Here is a 22,339-nt window from a genome sequence, read left to right as displayed (position 1 = left end):
TACCCCGGAAACACGAAAGGTAAATCATGCCAGTCACTTTCGACTTCACGAACAAGAACGTATTCATCACCGGGGCCGGAAGCGGCATCGGTCGAGCCACGGCGGAAGCCTTCGCAGCCGCGGGTGCCGACGTCGCCGTCACCGACACCACAAAAAAGCCTCTACAGGAGACCGCTGAGCTCGTCGAAGCGCACGGCCGACGCGTGCACATCGCCATCTGCGACGTCACCGACAGCAAGAGTGTCGAGGACGCGGTGAAGTCCTCTGTCGACGCTCTCGGTCCGATCGACATCGGGGTGAACAATGCCGGCATCGAGCAACCGCCGAAGCCCCTTGCCGAGATCGGCGATGAGGAATGGGACCGTCTCATCGCGGTCGACCTGCGTGGGGTGTTCGTCTCCATGAAGCATGAAATCCTCGCCATGACAGAACGAGGCGGCTCGATCGTCAACATCTCTTCAGGTGCCGGGGTTATCGGCATCAAAGGCCAGTCCGCCTACGCGGCTGCGAAGCACGGCATCCTCGGTATGACAAAGTCGGCGGCCCTCGATTACGCGGCGCAGGGCATCCAGATCAACGCGATCTGCCCCGGCATCATCGAGACTCCAATGATGGGCCGGTTCTCTGGTGACACACCGGAGGGGCGAGCGCGGGTCATCGCCCAGGAGCCGATCGGGCGCATGGGCACCCCCGAAGAGATCGCCTCAGCCGTCCTGTGGCTCTGCTCAGATCTCGGAGGTTTCACGATCGGCCATTCCCTGGTCGTGGACGGTGGCCAGACCGTCGGCATCAGCTAGCACCCGTATCCGCCGGCCGGCCCGAGTGTGACCTGGCCCGTGGTGTGGCTTGCCAGTAACGCATCGAACGCGCGCCCGTTCAGAAGGAGTAACCCATGAAGAACGTCGTCATCATCGGAGCGAACGGCCGGTCTGCACGAGAGATCATCTCTCGCCTGGCCCAGCAGAAAGACGTTGCCCTCACGCTGTTCCTGCGCCGGCCGCATCGCCTCGACGGCATCGCGACGGACACCATGACACTGGTGGAAGGTGACGCACACGACCGGGACGCGCTCCGTACAGCGATGATCGACCAGGACATCGTGATCGTCGCCCTCGGCGGCGAAGACCTTGATACCACCACGGCCGCAGTGGTCGACGCTGCGGAGGAGGCCGGCGTTCGACGAATCGTCACTATCAACGCGGGAGGCATCTACGACGAGCTGCCGGAGCCCTTCAACACCTGGGACTACCAGCGCGCCGGGGCGACCCGCCCCAGGAACCGGAAGTCCGCGGATGTCGTCGAGCAGTCATCGCTGGCCCACACCATCCTCCGCCCGGTCTGGCTGACGGACGAGACGGTGACGGATGTGGAACTCACCCGAAAAGGCGAAATCTACAAGGGCACGGAGACCTCGCGCGCAAGCCTCGGAAAGTTCATCGCGGACATCGTCACCGACCCCAACTCGTACGTCGGTGAGAATCTGGGGATCACGCAGCCGGGTACGGACGGGGACAGACCGACGGCGTACCGCTGATACCCGTTACTCGGTTCCGATCATGTGGCGCAGACCAAAGAGAACGTTGTCCAGTGTGTACAGGCATATCACGCGGGCCTCGGGTCGAGAACCCGCAACAGTCGAGTCATTCCCTCTATGCCCTGCCGAGATCGACTCGAGGGTTCACGACATCGCAATCGCGAGCGGGTTCAGCACGAACCGAATCGGAGGAGCTAACTCGGAGCTGGCGTTGGCACCGCAGGACGGTTCGAGTGCTTGGGGATGTCGGTCGTACCGCTCGCCCCTTCGGCGCGATCAATGCAAAGGAGCAATACCCATGCCGCACGACAGTTTGTTCAGCGCACTGGGTCGACCAGGTCGATCAACCGCATCGAGCGCAATACTCGAAGACGCTGGACACTCCACTTCGGCTGCAATGACCGGACCGTTGAGCGCCGCAGAACCGGTATCCAGGACGTCTCGGAGATGTGCGGGACGGAACACCCGATGAGAAGTACGTACCGTGCTGCATTCTGCGCCGCCGCGTCCATCGTCGCCGTCACCCTTTCCTCGTGCGCGTCGCCGTCAGCCGAGGACGAGACGGCACCTGGCGGGTCCGCTGCGTCCGGAGAAGCACCCGCGGCGTCGGACTTCGGTGAGGCTTCAGTCGTGACCGATGGCTTGGATGCACCCTGGGCGATAGCTTTTTTCGAGACCAGCATGCTGATCAGCGAACGCGACACCGGACAGATCATCGAGCTCGGCGCAGACGGCAACCGCAGCACTGCGGGAACAGTTGATGTGGCCCCTGCGGGCGAAGCCGGGCTCTTGGGGCTCGCGGTCCGCGAAGGTGACCTTTACACATTTTCGACGGCCGCAGATGGAAACCGCATCGACCGATTTGACGTCCTCGGCGCACCCGGCTCCCTCACCTTGGGTGAACGAACCACTGTGCTCGACGGCATCCCGGCCGCCAGCTATCACGACGGCGGCCGGTTGGCTTTCGGGCCGGACGGGATGTTGTATGCCACAACCGGGGACGCCGGACAACGTGACCGGGCCCAAGATCTCTCGTCGCTTGCCGGCAAGATCCTGAGAATCACCCCCAAAGGGGCTGTACCACCGGACAATCCCTACCCGGACTCATTCGTGTACAGCTACGGTCACCGCAACCCTCAAGGCATCGCATGGGACGCAAATGGCGTGCTGTACGCAAGCGAGTTCGGTGCCAACACGTGGGACGAACTGAACCGCATCGAGCCCGGAAGCAACTACGGCTGGCCACAGATAGAAGGCATCGGGAATACCGAGGGCTTCGTCGATCCGATCCACCAATGGGCCACGAGTGAGGCCAGTCCGAGTGGCATCGCTATCGATGGTTCCACCCTGTTCATGGCGAATCTCAGGGGCGAACGCATGATCGAGGTGAATCTCGACGACCCCGCCTCGGTAGTCGATCGACTCGTTGGAACATACGGGCGGCTGCGAGACGTCACCGTCGCCCCGGACGGCTCACTATTGATACTGACCAACAACACCGATGGGCGCGGTAACCCAAACGCCGGCGACGACAGGCTTCTCCGCTTCAGCATCCGATGACGTGAATGCGCGCCGATGCCGCAGCTTCGCAGCGGTTGGGAAGAGGAAGTGCGTCGATCCGCAAACGTCGACAAAGGACAAAACATGGACAACGAAAACCGGCGCGGTCAAATACCCGGACCCGCCCCTCAGATGCCCACCGTTGTGCTCTTTGTCGTGCTGATAGTTCTGCTGGGGGTGCTGACTTACCTGGACGCGTGCGGTAGTTGAAATGACCGTGTAGCTCGATAGTTCGGATGACGGCGACCGTTGGAATGTGGTGTAGTGCCAACCACTCCCGTCCCGGCCGATATCAGTCGCGGCTCACCTAAGTTGTTTCCGAATGCAATCGATGTCACTGAATCCTGACATCGAGATCTGTGTCACTTAAGCTTCATTCGAGCGAGCAGCCGCACAACGATTTTGGCAAACCCTACCTCCCGTCAATGATCGATAGATCGTCGAGAATACCGTCCTCGTTCGGTCAAAACCCCTTAGTGCGAGTAGCTTTGGCACGCCCACGATCGCGAACGCATGAGGCGTACTCGAATTTCGGGCATTTCTGTCACAACCGTGCCGTACTCCAGTTCCCGATCGACCCTGATGGGGTTCCCTGTCCGTGCCTTCCACGGATGCTTCGTAGCAAATAGTGTCGAAGACGGACCAGGTCAAGGCATATTCCTGTCCTAGGGGGCAAGTCGGTATCGCCACCCCAGGACCCGACGCCGATCTCGCCCGCGCCTGGTCCGAACTCGACACCTATACGACCCCATCCGAGAGAATTCAGCTGTGTCTATTTCCACCAATAAACGAAAGTCCTTGCCGTTCCTCGTCTACGTCCTCGCAATGGGCACGTTCCTCATGGGCACGTCGGAATTCGTCGTTGCCGGACTCCTGCCCGATATCGCCTCCGACCTCGCAATCGGCATCTCCGAAGCCGGACTGCTGGTCACTGCGTTCGCGATTGGCATGATCGCCACCCCGTTGATCGCGGTGGCGGTACTCAAGATGCCCGAACGGACGACTCTTCTGCTCGCGCTCGCCGTCTACTCCGCCGGACACATCGTGGTTGCACTCACAGACGACCTCTCCATCGTCCTCGTGGCCCGCTTCGTGACCGCGCTCGCAACGGGCGCATTCTGGTCGATCGCTGCATCTGTCGCGTCCCGCGTTGCGGGTCCGGACGCCAGTGCGCGCGCCATCGGCCTGGTCCTCAGTGGCGGCATTCTCGCGACGGTGATCGGCGTGCCCCTTGGCTCTGTCGCCGGCCAGCTGGTGGGTTGGCGCGGTCCGTTCTGGATCCTCGCGGTACTTGCCGTACTCGCATCAGTGCCGATTGCCCGCTTCGTTCCCGGTGGTCGTTCGTCGTCGACGGTCATCCCCCTGCGGTCACAACTCGCATCGATCGCCACCGCGCGACTCTGGGTGGTCATGACAGCATGCGTGCTGATCTCGACTGCCGTCATGTCCACCTACTCGTTCATCGCGCCCCTACTCACAGAACGCTCCGGCCTGTCCGCCGGACTTCTTCCCGTGGGTCTCGCCGTCTTCGGCGTGGGTGCCGTCACCGGCACGCTCTACAGCGGTCGGTTCGCAGACCGCGCGCCCTATGCAACCGCGCTGACCGGTGGCGTCATAGTCGTGATCGCGCTCGGGTCGCTGAGCGTCTTCTCGTCGTTCGCTGCGCCATCGATCGCCCTTCTCGCACTAGCCGGGATGGCCGGTCTGGGCACGAACCCCGTGCTCATGTCGATGGCGGTCCGATTCGCAGAGGGCGCGCCGACTCTGGCCACCTCACTGTGCACATCGATGTTCAACCTCGGAACCGCCGTCGGCACATGGGTAACCGCACAGGCGATCAGCGGATACGGACCCGCCGCGATTCCTGTCGTAGGTGCACTGTTCGCGGTGCTACTCCTCGCTCCGCTGGCGACACTCGTGATCATGGACCGGGCACGTCGGGGTATCCATGGTGCGTCTGCATCGAAGCAGTCGGTGGCCCGTGACGAGGTGTCGGTGTGCTGACCGATCCCGTCGTCAACGCATCGCGGTGCCACGGTCGTTCGGAACGGTGAGCACACCGTCGACGATCCCAATTGTTCAGCGACGTCGGGCGTGGTGTCGAACCACACCCGACGTCGTGTCCCAGAGCGCTCGAGAGCGTTGCATGCCCGCCGCCCACGGCCGAGGCGCGACCATTGCACTGTTCAACTTCACCCCGATCTTCAGCGCGCCTATCGGCAGCGAAATGCGACATCGGCAGGAGCCGAAGTACCCCTCGATTCCAATCCACGGTTCACCGATGGTCGCCGACACAGAAGCACCGAGAGACGTGCAGGCCCGTCGCTTGCGCAGGCTCACCGACGAGAAGACGTATGTCGGTGCACCTACCCGGACGGATCGGCCCGAGACGGCTACGTTCGGATCACCAAAGGAATGGACCCGGCGTTCGAGTTGCTGGTCCTCGAATCGTGGGGCCGATGTTTGAACTCGCCCGATGTCCGGGACTGCCGGTCCTCTTGCCCTCGCTGCGGAGAAGTCCTGAACGCAGTGATCGTCCGCTCCCACAGCCGAGAACTACTCGAAAACGACGAGACCACGCGGAGTTGAACTCAGGGTGTGACCTTGGGGGTTTCAGCGCAGATCGATTCGGCCCGAGGGAAACAGCGCGGACGCCGTCGCGGTCATGGTCCGGCGAGCATGGTCCGCACCGACCGAACCTCCGCCGAACGTGTTCGCGGACTCACGAGAGGCGATTGCGACGACGTAGCGATGGTCTGGACCGACGAACCCGGTCGACAGATGGATCCAGTCACTGCCGACGCAGCACATCCACCCCTGCTTGACCCCGAGCTCGCTCTCATCTGGCAACGCGTCGGGAAGTCCGAAACGCTGGTAGTAGCCGTCCGCACCCAAACGCGTGAAGTTCTCCAAGTTCGAGAGAATCGCAACCGACCGAGAGGGCGAAAGACCACCAGCACCGTCGATCAGTGCGGAGTAGAAGGTGACCACATCGTTCATCGTGGTTCGAGTCCGCCACCATTCGTCGCCCGGCCGCACCGATGTGAAGGGCAACCCATAACGAGCAGCCACGCGCTCGACGATGTCGTTGCGCCCGAACCGGTTCCAGAGTTGCTCGGCCGCGGAGTCGTCCGAGGAGCGCAACATGGCGTCGATTTGCGCCATGTCACTTCCGCTCAGATCGACCTCACCTCGATCGTCACGGAACAGCAGATCGTCCGCGATGAAGAGCTTCGACACCGATGCGGTTTCGATGGGCTCCTCGTTGCCGTTGGTGGCCCGGCTCCCGCTGACACGGTCCATGAAAGCGATAGACACTCGCGCACCGTTCAGCGCCCCGAACTCGGTAGCCGTGCGCATTCGCACTTCGAGGCGAGCCGCGTCGAATCCTGACACTTCGGTGGCCGTCGCGGTAGATGGTCCCGCACTCTCGACAGCGCTCGGAGCAGTAACCAGGTCGGTTGCAGTGCAGTGCATCGGCGCCGATACAGACAATGAGAGGACGACGACTGCAGTCACAGCAGCACGGCCGACTGCAATTCGAGACCCGGCCCGAGCGAACCGCTGGCGCGGCACCTCAGCGCTCTGCACGAGAAGTCCTCATGGAAGGCGTTTGTCGTAGGGGCACGGGGTCGAGTAAACAGCGGGAACGGTGACGGCGGGAGTCCCTGCTGTGGGGTGTACTGACAGGGAACCACTCAGTGGACGAAAGACCAGGTCACCGCCGGCATCGAACTTGCCACTCGGCCGTCGACACGACAGTGTGGGAAGGACAGGAATCGGTACTCACAACCCCAACACGAGGAGTTAAGACAAATGACCACGATCGCAATCATCGGTGCGGGTGAAGGTCTCGGCTCCGCCGTGGCTCGCCGCTTCGGACGCGAAGGACTCGCAGTAGCGCTGATTTCCAGGAACCAGGACAACGTCGACCGCATCGCCGCCCGACTTGTCGACGAAGGGATCACCGCCCGGGGCTTCGCCGCCGATGTACGGGATGCAGAATCGCTTACGGCAGCACTGGATTCAGCAGTCGAGCATTTGGGCCCGATCGAGGTACTGCAATACAGCCCCGTGCCGGCCAAGGAGTTCATGAAGCCCGTCTTGGAAACCAGCGCCGAGGATCTGGCCGGTCCGGTGGAGTTCTCGATCTACGGTCCTGTCACGGCCGTGACACACGTGCTGCCCGGAATGCGCACGCTCGGGCGCGGCACGGTGCTGTTCGTGAACGGGTCGAGCGCTGTTCGCCCCGGAGCCTCCGTCGCGGGCACCTCGATCGCGTTCGCCGGGGAAAGCGCCTACGCGCAACTGTTGCACGATGCCCTCGCACCCGAGGGTCTGCACGTCGGTCAGCTGATCATCCCGCGGGGAATTGGTGCAGGTGAGCCCTCGCACGAGCCGGATGCCCTCGCACAGTCTCTGTGGGAGATCCACACCGAGCGTAAGGAATTCCGGATCTTCGTCGCGCCTCTCGACTGAGCCCAGAGCCGGCGGTCGAGCGTCGACGAAGGGCACCTTGCCGGTACACCCTTTCTCAGAGACTCCCTCGATCGCCGTCCACGGTGTTCGCTGATCACATGACTACTTCCGTGAAGGCCTACGCCGCCACCGCAACCGACCAGCCCCTGTCCCCCATCACGATCGAGCGCCGCGATCTCGGACCACACGACGTCCTTATCGACATCGAGTTCGCCGGCATCTGCCACTCCGACATTCACACCGCACGAGGCGAATGGGGCCCGGTGCCGTACCCGCTGGTCGTCGGCCACGAGATCGCAGGAACGGTAGCCGAGGTCGGATCCGAGGTCACCAAACACTCCGTCGGCGATCGCGTCGGAGTCGGGTGCATGGTCAACTCGTGTGGCGAATGCGCCCAGTGCGTCAAGGGTCTCGAACAGTACTGCCTCGTCGGCAACGTCCAGACCTACGGCGGCACCGACCGCGACGGCACGACCACCCAGGGTGGCTACTCCCAGCAGGTGGTCGTCACCGAGCATTTCGTCGTAAAAATCCCCGCGGGCATCGCACTCGACGCCGCCGCCCCACTGTTGTGCGCCGGCATCACCACCTACTCACCCCTCCGCCACTGGGGTGCCGGACCCGGCAAGAAGGTCGCGGTGGTCGGCATGGGCGGATTGGGCCACATGGCCGTCAAGATCGCCCACGCCATGGGTGCCGAGGTGACGGTTCTGTCGCAGTCGCTGAAGAAGCAGGAGGACGGACTTCGACTGGGAGCAAACCACTACTACGCAACCAGCGACCCGGACACATTCGAGAAGCTCGCGTCCACATTCGATCTGATCATCAACACCGTGAGCGCCTCGATCGATCTGAACGCACACCTGTCTCTACTCGCCGTCGACGGCGCGATGGTCAATGTGGGCGCTCCCGCAGAACCCCTTCCGCTGCAGGTCTTCTCACTCATCCCCCACCGCAGAACGTTCGCAGGATCGGCCATCGGGTCGATCGCCGAAACTCAGGAAATGCTCGACTTCTGCGCCGAACACCACCTCGGAGCCGACATCGAAGTCATCTCCGCCGACAAGATCAACGACGCGTGGGAACGAGTGCTCGCCTCCGACGTTCGCTACCGATTCGTCATCGATACCGCGACATTCGTCTGAGTCCCAATCCGACTATGTGCCGGCCGTCGGTGCAAGCCCGAAAGGTGCTTGCGCCGACGGTCGGTGCCGTCGTCTCCGTGAAGTCGGCACTGCAGGGTCTGCGTGCCGGACGGATTCCGGTGCCGTTCAGGCGCGCGGTATCGCCATGTATTTGTACTCGAGGAACTCGTCGATCCCTACCCGTCCACCCTCGCGCCCCAAACCGGACGCCTTGACGCCGCCGAACGGCGCAGCAGGATTGGACACGATGCCCGTGTTCAGACCTACCATGCCGACCTCGAGGGCATCCCCGACCCGGAAGCTTCGATCGACATCCTGGGTGAACAGGTACGCAGCGAGACCCCACGGGGTGTCGTTGGCGAGACGCACGGCTTCGTCCTCCGAGTCGAACGGAACTATGGCAGCCACGGGCCCGAAGATTTCTTCGGACATGAGGTCCGCGTCGGCAGGCACGTCGGCGAGAACAGTCGGCAAGTAGAAGTAGCCCGGACGGTCCGGCCTCGTACCGCCACAGATCACCTCGGCTCCTCCGCGGACGGCATCGCCGACGAGATCCTCGACTTTCGCCAGGGCATTCGCATCGATGAGAGGGCCGACTTCCGTACCCGCGTCGACGCCGTCCCCGAGCGTGAGCGCGCCCAACCGCGCTGCCAGCCGCCTGGCGAACTCATCTGCGACCGATCGTTGCACGAGAATGCGATTGGCCGCCGTGCACGCCTCGCCCATGTTCCGCATCTTGGCCGCGAACGCGCCTTCCACGGCTCGATCCAGGTTCGCATCCTCGAACACGATCAGCGGAGCGTTGCCGCCGAGCTCCATCGACGACCGCATGACGTGCTGGGACGCCTGCTCGAGAAGCCTGACACCGACCGCCGTCGAGCCTGTGAAGCTGATCTTGCGGGCAATTCCACTGGCCATCCACGGCGACACGACAGCCGAAGCATCGGTCGTGCACACGACGTTGACGACACCCTTGGGCAGGCCGACCCGAACAAGAATGTCCACTAGTGCGAGGGACGCGAGCGGTGCAAGATTCGCGGGTTTGAACACCACGGTGCATCCTGCCGCGATGGCCGGCCCGATCTTGCGCGTAGCCATCGCAAGGGGGAAGTTCCACGGCGTGATGAGAACGCATGGTCCGACAGGTTCACGAGAGACGATGATGCGATTCTTTCCGTCACCCGTCGTTGTGACGTCGCCGCCGATGCGAACGGCTTCCTCCGAGAACCACCGGAAGAACTCGGCTGCGTAGGCGACCTCGTCTCTCGCCTGCTCGATGGGCTTGCCCATCTCGCTGGTGATGATGTGTGCGAGGTCCTCCTGCTCGAGCAGCATCAGTTCGTACGCCCGGCGCAGGAGCTCGCTCCGCTCGCGGGGAGAGGTCCTGGTCCACTCCTTCTGGACGCGGCCCGCGGCCTCGATGGCACGACGCGCGTCCCCCGGCCCTCCGTCCGCTACCGTCGCTATGACGTGCTCATTTGCCGGATTGATGACCTCGAAACGGTCACCGGATGCCGCTTCTCCCCATTCCCCACCGATGAATACACCGGTGGGGACTGCGGCGATAGCCGCCCTTGCTCGTTGGGACGAACGGGAGTCGCCGAGTTGGGTAGTCATGGTGTTCTCAGCCTACTTTCCGGTGATGGAATGTCGTCCCGTCGCCGGCCGTCCAACTCGCGAGCATGCGGCGCATGCAGGCTCAGAAGGTATGCAGTACCGCGCGGAAGAATTCTGTGGGCTCGACAGCTTCGATGGTCACGGGCCCCTCGTTGGCCAGGAACTCGTAACCTGTTTCGGCACCGTACTTTTCGCCGCCGACAAGCACGTTGCCGTCGAGCTGGAAGAGAATCTCGATCGACGAGAATTGTCCGGCCCCGTAGGTCGCCCCTGCGTCCAGGCGGACGAACCCGAGGCGGAGGTTGCGTTCGGTGAAGTTACCGAGCCACTTGTCCCACACGCCCGAGTCACCCTGCTGGATCCAGTCGTACGCCTCTGGGTTCATGGCGATCACGTCGGTGTACCGCGGAGGAGCAAACTCGAGCTTGCGGCCGGTGGCGTGTTCGAAGATCGCCTGCGAACCGTCCGAGGTCTGCTCCACGCCATTCTCATCGGTGTAGTGGTAGAGCCCCTTCTTGAAAACACCCTTTTCGTTCAGCTCGGCGTTGGTCGCCTCACGCTGCGCCACAGAGAGATAGCCGTTGCCGCTGGCTCCACCTGCCTGCAGAACCAGTGTGCGCAAACCTTCTTCACGTTCCTGCGGTCCGTAATGGACACTCTCCGGGAAGTAGCCGACCCAACCCTGTTCCAGGTAGTCGGTCTCCGAGTACGGCAGCCGACCCTCGACGACGTAACGGACCTGATCGAAGTCGTGCCGGTGACGCGGGGTTCTCCACCCACCGCTACCGGTGTAGCCGGTGTTCAGGTCGTAGTTGTTGGGCGAGCCGTCCACACCGAACAGTAGATGCTTCTGTTCGAGCTTTCCCTCACGCATTGTGCCGACGGCTTCCTCACCGGTCTCCGATGCCCTACTCACTCGCATGTTCTGCTCCTTCACCACGTGGATGTTCGATCCGAACTTCGTTGACAATATCCCACAGTTCGGGATATTGTCCAATAAAAGATAGATGCGGGTCACAATCCCGCAGTCACCGAGACACAACACACCGCGACTTCGACAAGGAACGACATGACGACAGCGCTCACACACGCCCCACAGGATTCCGGAGTTCCCGCTTCGGCGCGCGACTTCAGCGTGGAAGATCGGGTGGTCATCGTGACCGGTGCGGGACAAGGCATCGGACGTGAGATCGCACGACAGTTCGCTGCAGCCGGGGCTCTGGCCGTCGTTGCAGATCTCGACGAAGCCAGGGCGAAGTCTGTCGTCGGCGAGATCGAGAACGCAGGCGGCGTCGCGTCGGCCGTGCGGGTCGATGTCGCCGACGAGCAGGCCGTCGGTGCCATGGTGGATACCGTCGTCGCGAAGTGGGGCCGTGTCGACGTACTCATCAACAACGCATCCGTGTTCGCGACCATCGAAAAGGGACCCTTCGACGAAATTCCCGTCGCACAGTGGGAACAAGTATTGCGGGTCAATATCACCGGGACCTACCTCTGCGTCCGGGCAGTGGCGGCTCACATGCGCAAGGCGGGCTTCGGTCGCATCGTCAACATCTCCTCCGATGCGGTGACCCGCGGCACGGTGAACTACCTGCACTACGTGACTTCGAAGTCCGCACTGATCGGTATGACCAACTCGTTGGCACGCGAGCTCGGTCCCCACGGAATCACCGTCAACTGTATTCGTCCCGGGTCGGTCGCCACCGAGGTCGAGCGAGTCATCAACCCCACGGCCGAGGTGCGCCAGCGCGCCCAGTCGCTTCAGTGCATTCCACGCGGAATGGTGCCGACCGATCTCGTCGGAATCATGTTCTTCCTGGCTACACCTGCGTCCGCATTCGTGACGGGGCAGACGATTGCGTGCGATGGGGGCTACACACACAGCAGCTAGGCCACCCGACGTGACATCTACCCCGAGGAAGGCTCGACCATGAGGCAGTACCCGCACCTGTACATCGACGGTCGATGGGTCGAGCCCATCGCACCCAGACAGCTCGAACTGATCGACCCCACGCGCGAGGAACCGTTCGCCACCGTCGCACTCGGTGGCGTTGCAGACGCTGACCTCGCGGTCGAGGCCGCGAGGCGCGCATTCGTTACCTTCTCCGAGACCTCTGTCGAGAGTCGAATCGCGTTGATCGACCGCATAATCGAGGTGTACGAGTCGCGCCTCGACGAATTCTCGGAGCTCATCGCACAGGAGGTCGGCATTCCGGTCTCGAACCGTGCACAGGTCGCAGGACCGGCCGATCATATGAAGGTTGCCCGCGACATCCTGCGCGACTATCCGTTCGAGTCGAGGGTCGGCACAGCGATCGTTCGTCGCGAACCGATCGGCGTGTGCGCGTTGGTCTCGCCGTGGAACTGGCCGGTTCAGACGGGCGTCATCAAAATCATCTACGCCTTGGCGGCCGGGTGTACCGTCGTCGCCAAACCGAGCGTCGAATCCGCTGCCAGCGGCGTACTTTTGGCCGAGGTGCTCCACGAAGCCGGTGTCCCCGCCGGCGTGTTCAACCTGGTGAGTGGTACCGGTCGCGAAGTAGGTGACCGGCTGTCCCATCACCCCGACGTCGACATGATCTCGTTCACCGGATCCACCGGTGCCGGCAAGCTCGTGGGAGCTGCAGCGGCGACAAGCACTGTGAAGCGGGTATGCCTCGAACTGGGCGGCAAGTCTGCGAACATCGTCCTTCCGGACGCCGACCTCGAGAAGGCCGCACGATGGAACATCCAGCGATGCTTCGTCAACACCGGCCAGTCGTGCCACGCCCCCAGCCGAATGCTGGTGCACGAGAGCCAGATCGAGAAAGTCATCCCGTTCCTCCTCGACGAGGCGGAACGCTTCCGCATCGGTGACCCACTGGACAGTTCGACCACCATGGGACCGGTCGTCAGCGCTGCCCAGTTCGCATCCATCCAGGATCTGATCCGGACCGCCATCGACGAGGGCGCCGTGCTGGAAACGGGCGGCGTCGACCGACCGAAGGGCATCGACCGCGGCTACTTCGTGCAACCGACGGTGTTCACCGGAGTCACACCGAAGATGACGATCGCCCGCGAGGAGGTATTCGGACCCGTTCTGGTCGTGCTTCCGTACCGCGACCAGGACGAAGCAGTGAACATTGCCAACGACTCCCCCTACGGCCTCGGTGGCTACGTGTTCGGGGGCGACCTCGTGAACGCCAAGAAGGTGGCGAACCGCATTCGCGCCGGTCGCATCAGTGTCAACGGCGCAGCAACGGACTCCCACACACCGATGGGTGGCTACAAACAATCCGGAATCGGTCGCTCGATGGGCAGGCTCGGCCTCGAGGAATATTTGGAAGTCAAGTCTGTCTACGGGTTCGACGACGAGGCGAGCGACTTGCCCGCCTTGTTCGGCTGAACACACAGATCAAACAGGAGACCACATCACATGAGCGACGAAACCCCAGTTCTACTGCACAATTTCGCCAAAGAGAAGCTCTCCAGAGGCGAACCCGTCTACTCGATGACCGTACGCCTCGTCCGGACAATCGATATCGCGTCGATCGCGTACACCGCGGGTTTCGACACCGTCTACATCGACCTCGAACACAGCAGCTTCTCACTTCAGGATGCAGGCCAGATATGTATGGCGTGCAATCATCTCGGTGTCACCCCTCTGGTCCGCGTTCCCGACCTCGATCCGGCGCTCATCGCACGCGTGATGGACTCCGGCGCAATGGGAATCGTCGTTCCGGGTGTTGCGTCTGCCGACGAGGCGCGGGCCGCTGTTCGAGCCGTCAAGCACGCGCCGCTCGGTGAGCGCTCGCTTGCCGGGGCAGCCCCCCAACTGCATTATCGAACATTTCCCGCTGAACAAGTCGTGCGCGAGTTGGACCAGGCGTCGATGGTCATCGTCATGATCGAATCTCAGGCGGGTCTCGACGCGGCCGAGGACATCGCGGCCGTCGAGGGAGTCGATGTGGTGCTCGTTGGCGCCAACGATCTGAGCGTCGAACTGGGTGTCGCTGGGCAGGTGGATCATCCGAAGATTCACCAGGCGTACCTGCGCGTCATCGCTGCATGCAAGGCCGGCGGAAAGACTGTGGGAATCGGTGGTATGGGCGGTCGTCCGGACCTGATTCGTCAGTACTTGGAAATGGGTGCCGGCTATGTCTCGACCGGCAACGACATTTCGTTCCTCGCCGGTGCCGCCGCACAGAAGCGTCAGCAGTTCTCCTGACGCGAGAAAGCAGCTACATGCCCATGAAAGTATGCATTTACGGAGCCGGAGCCGTCGGGGGACACCTCGCGGGCCGTCTTGCCACAGGCCAGGGCGGACCCGAGGTCTCGGTTATCGCGCGAGGCCCCCATCTCGCAGCGGTGCGCGAACACGGCCTTCGGGTGCAAACTCACGACGGTGAACTGCACTCGCATCCGTTCGCCACCGAGCGCCCGGGCGATCTCGAGCCACAGGACATCGTGTTCGTCACGGTCAAAGCCCCTACGCTTCCGTCGATCGCCGCAGACATCGCGTCGCTGCTGCACGACGACAGCCTCGTCGTGTTCGTCTCCAACGGAATTCCCTGGTGGTACTTCCACTCCCACGGTGGACCTCTGGACGGCACCGACCTGCGACGACTGGATCCCAATGGCTCCCTGTACTCGCTCATCGGTCCCGATCGCACAGTGGGTGCCGTGGCGTACACGGCGGGAACCGTCGTTGCACCAGGCGAAATCGCTGCGGTCAATCCACGCAACAGGCTGATACTCGGCAGGCCCGATGGTCGAGTCGACAGTCGCTTGAATGCCGTTGCGTCGCTGTTCGACTCAAGCGGGCTCGAAGCGACCACTACATCGACGATCCGCGACGCCGTCTGGGCCAAACTGTCGATGAATCTGGTCGGTGGCGCGCTGGGCGTACTGAGTAGCTCCGTGATGAAGGATGTCCTCGACAAACCCTCTATCGCCGCGACCGCGTTGACGATGGCGACGGAAAACAGCGCCATCGCCCGAGCGCTGGGATGCGAACCGGCCGATGCGGAGGACGTTCTACGAAAGCAATCGGCGTCGACTCATCTTCAGAGCGTTGTCCAGGATCTGCAGGCCGGCCGACCCATGGAGATCGACGCCCTGTTTCGAGTCCCTCTCGAGCTGGCCGCACTGGCTCACGTACCGACACCGACGTTGTCTTTCGTGATCGAACTGGTCACTCAACGAGCTCGTGCTTCTGGCCTCTACCGCGACCCGGCTTGAACCGTTGGACGTCACCTACCACTGTCAATTACGGAGATCGCACCCATGCGCGCAACATCCGACACGATCGATCTGCTCACCGAGTACTACACGGCCATGCAGAAAAACGATCCTCGACAATTCGCAAAGTACTACGCAGAGAACATGACTCTGACATTCGGGAACAGCCCAGAGATTGTCGGGCGGGAGAACGTCGTCTCGGCCTTCAGCGCCGCGCTGGACAGGGTCGAATCACTCGCACACGATCTCGTCAACGCTTGGGAAGAGGACGGCGGTGTCGTCTTCTTCGAGTCTCTCGGTCGTTGGACCCTGCGCGGCGGTGAGGTCGTCGAGATCAAGGCCGCCTCGAGGATCACCATTGTCGACGGGAAGTTCGTGGACCAGAGAATCTATGTGGACAATGCACCTGTAGACGAAGCACTACTGCGCGAGTCGGCGACATTCGACAACGCAAGGAAGGGTCGCTGATGACCGGAGAGCACCGCGAGTTTCAGTCTCGCCTGATCGTCACAGGCCTTGACGACGAAGGCCTGTCAACTATCACGAGTGATGGTCCTACGACCGACCGACTGGTAGCCGACGGCTACACCCGGAACCACCTATGGCAGGGAACCGAGGTTCCGACTCCGGTCACGGCTCCGAACGGCCCTCCAAGTGCCGCCGTGATTCCGCCCCCGCCGGCCGGATACAACTACGTCATCACCGCTTTCGCCCCAGACAACGAGTGGGACTACGAAGGCGGCTACGCGCGAATCCTGGCGGAATCGGGCGCAGGAGATGCGATCGACTCGACAGATCCCCCGGGTATGCACACGACGGACACCATCGACATCGTCACCGTCATCTCGGGTGAGGCATGTGTCTTACTCGACACCGGCGAGACGATCATGCGGCCGGGCGACACCATCATTCAGCGTGGAACCAAGCACGCTTGGCGAAACCGGACCAACGAATTCTGCGTGGTCTCCGCAGTGCACATCAGCGCGACTCGCTGACTCCCGCCGACCGAAAATTCCGGTTCCCTTGCCGCACCGGCCGCTGAACCGGAATCTGTTGTCCGTCAACATTACCGAGGTAGTCGCATCCTGGGCCGATGTCCTACACCCTTGATCCTGCTCCTTCAAGAGACGCACGGCGACAGCGCACGACAGTTCTTACCAAACTGTTGACTATTTCCCATATGGCAGGATATCTTCAATTATGTGAGTGCCGTCACTTCGGGCAGCAACTGCACGATGCGGCACTCCATCGATGCGTAGACCACCAGGCAGCGCGGCCACTACCGCCCGCCCCGTGGCCCACGCCGCGCCTTCCACACCATAGAACCTGCCGCTGCCGTGCCAACCACGGATGCACCCACACTGTTGCCGAAGACCGACCGCAAGACCGGACATCGACCGAGACATGCGAACTTCCGCGGCACAGCCCGTTCATCAAGAAGGAGAATTTCTGTGTCCGACAAGTTGGACTCCACGCGGGTCTCGACCGACCAAGGTAGTCGCGAAGACCCCAGAACGTTTCTGTTCCGTCTGACGCTGATCGCCAGTATCGGCGGGTTGCTCTTCGGCCTCGACACCGGCGTGATCGCGGGTGCACTCGTGTATCTGCGCGACGACTTCAATCTCACCGCCGTCAGCGAAGGGTTGGTGGTCACCTCGCTACTGTTCCCCGGCGCGACAGCAGGTGCACTCCTGGGTGGCCCGATCGCGGATCGCTTGGGACGCAGAAAGTCATTGGTCATCGCTGGCTTCATCTTCATTGTCAGCACCATCGTCTGTGCTCTCGCTCCGACAGTCGCAATTCTGGTCGCAGGACGAATTGCCTTGGGTTACGCGGTTGGAGTCGCATCCGTCGTCGTGCCGCTTTATCTCGCCGAGATGGCACCGGCGTCGCAGCGGGGCCGCATCGTCACGATGAATCAGTTGATGATCACCGTCGGGCTGTTCCTTGCCTTCGTACTCAACGCGCTGCTGGCAAACCTTGTCGACAGCTCGGTGGTGTGGCGCTACATGATCGGCATCGCTGCGATCCCTGCCGTCGCCCTGTTCTTCGGCATGCTCGCGTTACCCGACACCCCGCGTTGGTACGCGAGCAAGCAGAGGTGGGACGAAGCGAAAAACGTGCTCCGACGTGCCCATGTGGCGGAACGGGTCGAAGCCGAGTACGAGCAGATTTCTTCGATCGTCGAAGACGATCAGATCAAGGGAAAAGTATCCGTCCTCGCCGTGCTTCGCAACGAACCGTGGATGAAGCGCTTGATCATGGTCGGCATCATTCTGGCGGTTGCTCAGCAGACCACAGGAATCAATGTGGTCATGTATTACGCACCGACAGTCCTGGAAACGTCCGGCCTGACCAGATCCGCCGCTCTGCTCGCATCCGTCACGGTAGGTATTGCGATGATCATCTTCACGATCATCGGAATGTGGATCCTCGGCCTCATGGGACGACGCAAGATGATGATGTTCGGCTTCATCGGTGTCGCGGTGTCACACTTCGGCCTCCTGGTCACGTACATGATGCCCGAGTCCACCGTCCGTTCGTACCTGATCCTGCTGTTCATGCTCTCGGTCACGGGCTTCATGGTGACCTTCCTCGGAACGACGGGCTTCCTGGTGCTGTCGGAACTATTCCCCCTGCCTATCCGTGGGTTTGCCATGGGTGCCTCGCTCGGCGGGCTCTGGATTGCGAACTCACTCATTTCGTTCCTTTTCCCGATCCTCGCGGAGCGGTTCGGGTCCGTGGTGGTGTTCGGCGGATTCATGGTGCTGAACGTTCTTGCCGCACTGTTCGCGTTTCGGTTCATCCCCGAGACCAAAGGCCGAACCCTCGAAGAAGTGGAAATCGAGATGCGAGCTCGCGGCACCGCGTCGGCAGCCGGTTCGTAACCGGACGCAGAGCAGACCTCTCTCACTCACCTAGCAGAATGCGATTACCCGAAAATGACTGAACGCAGATTCGCCGGAAAAGCTGTATTCGTGACCGGAGCCGGCAGCGGAATCGGCCGCGCAACCGCCTTGGCCTTCGCGAGCGAAGGTGCGGACGTGGTTCTGGCTGACATAGATGCCGTCGGAAACGACGAAAGCGCCAGGCTCGCAGCCGAACACGGCGGTCGAGCGGTAGCGATACGCTGCGACGTTTCGTCCTCCAGCGACATTCGTAACGCAATCGAGCGGACCGTCGAGGAATTCGGTCGGCTCGACATCGCGTTCAACAATGCCGGCATCGAACAGCCGGCCGCACCACTGGTCGACATCGAGGAAGACGAGTGGACACGGCTGATCGACATCGATCTGCGAAGCGCTTTCCTCTGCATGAAGTACCAGATTCCCGCGATGCTCAAAAACGGTGGCGGATCCATCGTCAACACGTCGTCGGGAGCAGGTGTCATCGGGATTCGAGGGCAGGCGGCATACGTCGCTGCGAAGCACGGATTGATCGGACTGACCAAGTCTGCCGCGCTCGACTACGCCGACCAGGGTATTCGAGTCAATGCGGTCTGTCCCGGAATCATCGAGACGCCCATGATGGACAGGTTCTCGGGCGGCACTCCCGAAGGCAGGGCTCGTGTGATCGGCCAGGAACCCGTCGGACGCATGGGAACCGCCGCCGAGATCGCGTCTGCGGTTCTGTGGCTCTCGTCAGACCTTGGAAGTTTCGCGACAGGTCATGCAATGGTGATCGACGGAGGTCAGACCGTCGGTCTCTGATCGACCTTCCGGTACCGGACAATCGCCGTCAGACAGTGTGAGAGCACCTGGTCTGGCGGCGATTTGCCTTGTCTGCTTAAAGGATTCGATCACAGGAAACTCGAGACCGGCCCCGCCCCGTCGGCAGCGTCGGCGCGACGTTGGATGTCGGCCACTCCGTCCGAAATCTTCGACGCTGCGAGCTTCACGGCCGTCACTGCCCGCTGCACGTCGACATCGCGCCGCTCGTTCACATCCCACGCCACCCCAACACTTCCCAGTGCCGTCTTCTGTCCGGTCAGAACAGGTGCCGCGACTCCGCAGACGCCAGGGTTGAACTCCCCCACCGTGACGACGAAACCGTCTTTCTTGAATGCACCCAAAGTCGTACGGAAAGCGCTCCACGATTCTCCCAGACCCGCCTGCTGGATCTGCTCACGTTGACGCGGGTACAACGCCTTCAGACGGTGATGCGGAAGGTACGCCAGGATTATTTTGGACACCGCTCCATGAAACAACGGACGCCGTTCGCCGCGAGAAAAACGGTTGGCCGGACTGAGCGGAGCGCGGTACTCACCTACACAGAGGACCGAGTCGCCGAATGGTCGACACAACAACGCGGAGTGACCGATGTTGTCGACAAGATCCTCCAGCACACCGCGGCTGGCCAATAGAAGTGGATCGGTCTCGCGAATCTGGCGATCCATCTCGATGATGCGGGGACCGAGAGTGTATTGCCCGTTACGCACCGCGGCGATCAACCCGGCATCGTTCAACGTCTTGATGTACCGATACCCCGTCGATCGAGACGTATCGAGGTATTCAAGGATCGCGGCGGTGGACCACATCGGCTGGGCTTCGCTGAACAGTTCCAGAATGTGGAGCATCTTCTCCAGGCTGCCGGCCGTGTCCGGGCTTTCCGCCACCTCATCGAGGTCATTCGATGCATGAGACCGTGCCATCGTTCGAGTCCGACCCATTTCTTCCGTCGTTCGCCGCGTGCCACTCATCCTAATGCTCCTGCCCACCATGATGCGTCACACCGCACTGACGCCCGACCGACCGGATATTAGCCAGTGATGCTGGCTACTTATCCGCCATCTTACCCCCGAAAACACGTTTATGGGCGTATGTTGATAAGCAATGCTGGCTATCAATAAGGAGGGTCACGTGGACGATCGGGTCGATGGACTCCGAGAAGACATCGTGCTGTTCAACCGCGCTATTCGAGCGAACGTTGCTGGCCACCTACTGACGCCCACCCAGCTTCAGACCCTTGGGAATCTCGACCGCATCGGCGCAATGAGCGCCCGTGAACTGGCAAATGTGGAGCGGGTGACACCGCAGACCGTGGCTCGGACGGTCACACTCCTGGAAGAGCGCGGACTGGTTACACGCATCCAAGACCCCGATGACGGTCGCGCGCAGATTATTTCGATCACGCAGGAGGGAAAGGCCAAGCTCGGAGCCGACCGCCGCAAGCGCGACGAGTGGCTGGCGAACGCACTGGACACGCATTGCAGTGCGGTGGAACGTGACGTGCTCTTCGCTGCCGGTGCCCTGCTGCGTCGCCTGTCGAGCGCACCCGTCGTCGGCGACAGCGTCGACGATCGAGCGGTGCGCGAATGACGCGGAGTACCGAAACGGAGCCGACGCGAACATCAATTCCCTTCAGCGTCCGAGGAGCCGCTGCCACCGGAACCGTGCTTCAACCGCTCAACTCGTCCATGATCGCTGTGGCCATTGTCGGAATCGCAGCTCAGTTCGGCCCGAGCGCCAACGTCTCGTGGGTCATCTCGGCCATGTACATCACAACCGCCGTCTGCGCGCCCATGGCGGGTCGCTTGGGATCGATGCTCGGCGCGCGCCGAGTGTTTCTGGCAGGTCTGGCTTTCGTGGCACTGGGTTCCGTCTGCGGGGCCTTCGCACCGAACATCGGGACGTTGATCGCGTCGTACGTTGTTCTCGGAATCGGGATCTCGGCGCATATGCCCAACGCCATGACCATGGTGCGCGCATACGGAGAACTCCACGGGCAGCAAACGCGCACTGCGCTCACCACCATCGTGATGTGCGGCCAGTCCGTTGCTGCGCTCGGCCCGACCGTCGGCGGGCTTCTGGTCGGAACGTTCGGCTGGCAGTCGATCCTGTGGGTGAACCTTCCCGTCGTGGCCATCAGCGCAATCGCAGTGTTGTCGGTCGACGTCGGAAACGAAGGTCGGTCCACGGTGTCCGTGCGAGAAGCTCTCGGAGCCATGGACGGAATCGGTATCGCGTTCTTCGTCACCGCAGTGGCGTCCTTGATGGTGTTTCTGGTGTCGATCGGAGACACCGTCCGATGGTGGATACTCCCCGTCTCTTCGGTCGCGTTCGTGCTGTTCGTCGTGTGGGAACGTCGCACGGACCAACCGTTCTTCGACGTGCGCGCTCTCGTCCAGAACCGTGCGCTGGCTGCGACCCTGGGCGGTGCACTCATCACCTACACATGCTTCTACTGCGTGTTCTTCGGCATTCCGCAGTGGCTGCAGGCTTCTCGGGGAATGACACCCATCGAGACCGGCCTGACCATGCTGCCGGTCGCCGGCGTCACCGTCCTGTCGACGGTCATCGGAGCCCGCGTGTACGGCCGGTTCGGCGCGCGACGCACCCTTCTCGCCGGCACGGTCATGATGCTCGTCGGCGGCACCCTGATTGCCACCGTCGAGTCCAGCACCGCCCCGATCTACGTTCTGCTTCTGGTCGCGGCCGTACTCGGAATCCCCAACGGCTTCCACAACATCGGCAATCAAAGCCTCATCAATGCGACGACCTCGGTCGACGATGTCGGCACCGCTATCGGGATGTACCGGACGATCGCCTTCGTCGGAGCAAATCTTGCGGTGGTCGTCTTGCAGATCACCGCAGGCCCGGTCGTCGACGACGACGGCCTGCACCGGACGGGCATGTTCATCATGGTGTGCGCCGCAGTCGTTCTCGCGGGGTTGCTCGCTTACCGTCGAGCGGCGACGTCGCGAGGTTGAGACAAGAAAGTGGGCCCCTTTCGTTGATTGCCCAGTAAGGCAACACAATCGAAGAAGGGGCCCACTTTTCGGGGT

The 22,339-nt window shown here is 62.2% G+C and carries 20 protein-coding genes; 16 read left to right on the top strand and 4 right to left on the bottom strand.

Going from position 1 to position 22,339, the window contains the following annotated elements:
* The first annotated feature begins 26 nt into the window (after positions 1-26).
* The 4 genes from CH283_RS25730 (at position 27) to CH283_RS25715 (ending at position 5,098) form a co-directional block, all read left to right on the top strand.
* The gene (locus CH283_RS25730) at positions 27-797 is read left to right on the top strand and encodes an SDR family NAD(P)-dependent oxidoreductase (protein ID WP_094639667.1); all 771 of its coding nucleotides are present in this window, start codon (positions 27-29) and stop codon (positions 795-797) included.
* 95 nt (positions 798-892) lie between these two features.
* On the top strand, positions 893-1,534 hold the full coding sequence (locus CH283_RS25725; protein ID WP_094639666.1) for an NAD(P)H-binding protein: 642 nt from the start codon (positions 893-895) through the stop codon (positions 1,532-1,534).
* Between the two features lie 468 nt (positions 1,535-2,002).
* Positions 2,003-3,094, top strand: a complete 1,092-nt coding sequence (locus CH283_RS25720) for a PQQ-dependent sugar dehydrogenase (RefSeq protein ID WP_094639665.1) — start codon at positions 2,003-2,005, stop codon at positions 3,092-3,094.
* A gap of 768 nt (positions 3,095-3,862) precedes the next feature.
* Positions 3,863-5,098: an MFS transporter gene (locus CH283_RS25715; protein WP_255183338.1), complete on the top strand. Its 1,236-nt coding sequence runs from the start codon at positions 3,863-3,865 to the stop codon at positions 5,096-5,098.
* A gap of 609 nt (positions 5,099-5,707) precedes the next feature.
* Here CH283_RS25715 and CH283_RS25705 read toward each other — a convergent pair.
* Positions 5,708-6,412 (bottom strand): serine hydrolase, encoded by a 705-nt coding sequence (locus CH283_RS25705; protein WP_176460563.1) that lies wholly within the window; start codon positions 6,410-6,412, stop codon positions 5,708-5,710.
* Between the two features lie 498 nt (positions 6,413-6,910).
* Here CH283_RS25705 and CH283_RS25700 point away from each other — a divergent pair, with 498 nt between their 5' ends.
* A complete protein-coding gene (locus CH283_RS25700; RefSeq protein WP_037189116.1) occupies positions 6,911-7,573 on the top strand; it encodes an SDR family NAD(P)-dependent oxidoreductase in 663 nt (220 codons plus the stop codon).
* Between the two features lie 98 nt (positions 7,574-7,671).
* A complete protein-coding gene (locus tag CH283_RS25695) occupies positions 7,672-8,718 on the top strand; it encodes an NAD(P)-dependent alcohol dehydrogenase (protein WP_094639818.1) in 1,047 nt (348 codons plus the stop codon).
* 126 nt (positions 8,719-8,844) lie between these two features.
* On the opposite strand, the gene CH283_RS25690 is transcribed toward CH283_RS25695, so the two are convergent.
* Positions 8,845-10,335, bottom strand: a complete 1,491-nt coding sequence (locus CH283_RS25690) for an NAD-dependent succinate-semialdehyde dehydrogenase (protein WP_094639661.1) — start codon at positions 10,333-10,335, stop codon at positions 8,845-8,847.
* A gap of 82 nt (positions 10,336-10,417) precedes the next feature.
* Complete coding sequence (locus tag CH283_RS25685) at positions 10,418-11,257, bottom strand: hypothetical protein (RefSeq protein ID WP_037189180.1); 840 nt, start codon at positions 11,255-11,257, stop codon at positions 10,418-10,420.
* Between the two features lie 147 nt (positions 11,258-11,404).
* Here CH283_RS25685 and CH283_RS25680 point away from each other — a divergent pair, with 147 nt between their 5' ends.
* The 8 genes from CH283_RS25680 (at position 11,405) to CH283_RS25645 (ending at position 19,265) form a co-directional block, all read left to right on the top strand.
* On the top strand, positions 11,405-12,226 hold the full coding sequence (locus CH283_RS25680) for an SDR family NAD(P)-dependent oxidoreductase (protein WP_094639660.1): 822 nt from the start codon (positions 11,405-11,407) through the stop codon (positions 12,224-12,226).
* A 39-nt stretch (positions 12,227-12,265) separates the two neighbouring features.
* Positions 12,266-13,720, top strand: a complete 1,455-nt coding sequence (locus tag CH283_RS25675) for an aldehyde dehydrogenase family protein (protein WP_094639659.1) — start codon at positions 12,266-12,268, stop codon at positions 13,718-13,720.
* Between the two features lie 30 nt (positions 13,721-13,750).
* Positions 13,751-14,542: an HpcH/HpaI aldolase family protein gene (locus CH283_RS25670; RefSeq protein WP_094639658.1), complete on the top strand. Its 792-nt coding sequence runs from the start codon at positions 13,751-13,753 to the stop codon at positions 14,540-14,542.
* Positions 14,543-14,565: 23 nt separating this feature from the next.
* Complete coding sequence (locus tag CH283_RS25665; RefSeq protein WP_176460562.1) at positions 14,566-15,555, top strand: ketopantoate reductase family protein; 990 nt, start codon at positions 14,566-14,568, stop codon at positions 15,553-15,555.
* Positions 15,556-15,600: 45 nt separating this feature from the next.
* Positions 15,601-16,023, top strand: a complete 423-nt coding sequence (locus tag CH283_RS25660; RefSeq protein ID WP_094639656.1) for a nuclear transport factor 2 family protein — start codon at positions 15,601-15,603, stop codon at positions 16,021-16,023.
* 194 nt (positions 16,024-16,217) lie between these two features.
* Positions 16,218-16,550, top strand: coding sequence for a cupin domain-containing protein (locus tag CH283_RS28930; protein WP_141216753.1), 333 nt, complete (start codon positions 16,218-16,220; stop codon positions 16,548-16,550).
* 456 nt (positions 16,551-17,006) lie between these two features.
* Complete coding sequence (locus CH283_RS25650; RefSeq protein WP_230596198.1) at positions 17,007-18,443, top strand: sugar porter family MFS transporter; 1,437 nt, start codon at positions 17,007-17,009, stop codon at positions 18,441-18,443.
* Between the two features lie 54 nt (positions 18,444-18,497).
* Entirely contained in the window at positions 18,498-19,265 is a 768-nt protein-coding gene (locus CH283_RS25645) for a glucose 1-dehydrogenase (protein WP_037189109.1), read from the top strand.
* Between the two features lie 89 nt (positions 19,266-19,354).
* Here CH283_RS25645 and CH283_RS25640 read toward each other — a convergent pair whose 3' ends face one another.
* Complete coding sequence (locus CH283_RS25640; protein ID WP_176460561.1) at positions 19,355-20,206, bottom strand: IclR family transcriptional regulator; 852 nt, start codon at positions 20,204-20,206, stop codon at positions 19,355-19,357.
* Between the two features lie 208 nt (positions 20,207-20,414).
* Here CH283_RS25640 and CH283_RS25635 point away from each other — a divergent pair, with 208 nt between their 5' ends.
* Positions 20,415-20,873, top strand: a complete 459-nt coding sequence (locus CH283_RS25635) for a MarR family winged helix-turn-helix transcriptional regulator (protein WP_052047456.1) — start codon at positions 20,415-20,417, stop codon at positions 20,871-20,873.
* Positions 20,870-22,264 (top strand): MFS transporter, encoded by a 1,395-nt coding sequence (locus tag CH283_RS25630; protein ID WP_094639654.1) that lies wholly within the window; start codon positions 20,870-20,872, stop codon positions 22,262-22,264. The genes CH283_RS25635 and CH283_RS25630 overlap by 4 nt, the downstream gene beginning before the upstream one ends.
* Positions 22,265-22,339 lie beyond the last annotated feature (75 nt).

Origin of the sequence: Rhodococcus sp. 05-2254-2, from assembly GCF_002259095.1 — a bacterium.
Lineage (GTDB): Bacteria > Actinomycetota > Actinomycetes > Mycobacteriales > Mycobacteriaceae > Rhodococcoides.
This window is presented reverse-complemented; position numbering and strand designations above follow the sequence as displayed.

Excerpts from the sequence above, each read along its gene's own strand:
- CH283_RS25695 (WP_094639818.1), top strand. The coding sequence starts at position 7,672 with ATGACTACTTCCGTGAAGGCCTACGCCGCCACCGCAACCGACCAGCCC.
- CH283_RS25690 (WP_094639661.1), bottom strand. The coding sequence starts at position 10,335 with ATGACTACCCAACTCGGCGACTCCCGTTCGTCCCAACGAGCAAGGGCG.
- CH283_RS25685 (WP_037189180.1), bottom strand. The coding sequence starts at position 11,257 with ATGCGAGTGAGTAGGGCATCGGAGACCGGTGAGGAAGCCGTCGGCACA.
- CH283_RS25700 (WP_037189116.1), top strand. The coding sequence starts at position 6,911 with ATGACCACGATCGCAATCATCGGTGCGGGTGAAGGTCTCGGCTCCGCC.
- CH283_RS25720 (WP_094639665.1), top strand. The coding sequence starts at position 2,003 with ATGAGAAGTACGTACCGTGCTGCATTCTGCGCCGCCGCGTCCATCGTC.
- CH283_RS25670 (WP_094639658.1), top strand. The coding sequence starts at position 13,751 with ATGAGCGACGAAACCCCAGTTCTACTGCACAATTTCGCCAAAGAGAAG.
- CH283_RS25660 (WP_094639656.1), top strand. The coding sequence starts at position 15,601 with ATGCGCGCAACATCCGACACGATCGATCTGCTCACCGAGTACTACACG.
- CH283_RS25725 (WP_094639666.1), top strand. The coding sequence starts at position 893 with ATGAAGAACGTCGTCATCATCGGAGCGAACGGCCGGTCTGCACGAGAG.
- CH283_RS25645 (WP_037189109.1), top strand. The coding sequence starts at position 18,498 with ATGACTGAACGCAGATTCGCCGGAAAAGCTGTATTCGTGACCGGAGCC.
- CH283_RS25640 (WP_176460561.1), bottom strand. The coding sequence starts at position 20,206 with ATGGCACGGTCTCATGCATCGAATGACCTCGATGAGGTGGCGGAAAGC.
- CH283_RS25665 (WP_176460562.1), top strand. The coding sequence starts at position 14,566 with ATGAAAGTATGCATTTACGGAGCCGGAGCCGTCGGGGGACACCTCGCG.
- CH283_RS25730 (WP_094639667.1), top strand. The coding sequence starts at position 27 with ATGCCAGTCACTTTCGACTTCACGAACAAGAACGTATTCATCACCGGG.
- CH283_RS25675 (WP_094639659.1), top strand. The coding sequence starts at position 12,266 with ATGAGGCAGTACCCGCACCTGTACATCGACGGTCGATGGGTCGAGCCC.
- CH283_RS25630 (WP_094639654.1), top strand. The coding sequence starts at position 20,870 with ATGACGCGGAGTACCGAAACGGAGCCGACGCGAACATCAATTCCCTTC.
- CH283_RS25680 (WP_094639660.1), top strand. The coding sequence starts at position 11,405 with ATGACGACAGCGCTCACACACGCCCCACAGGATTCCGGAGTTCCCGCT.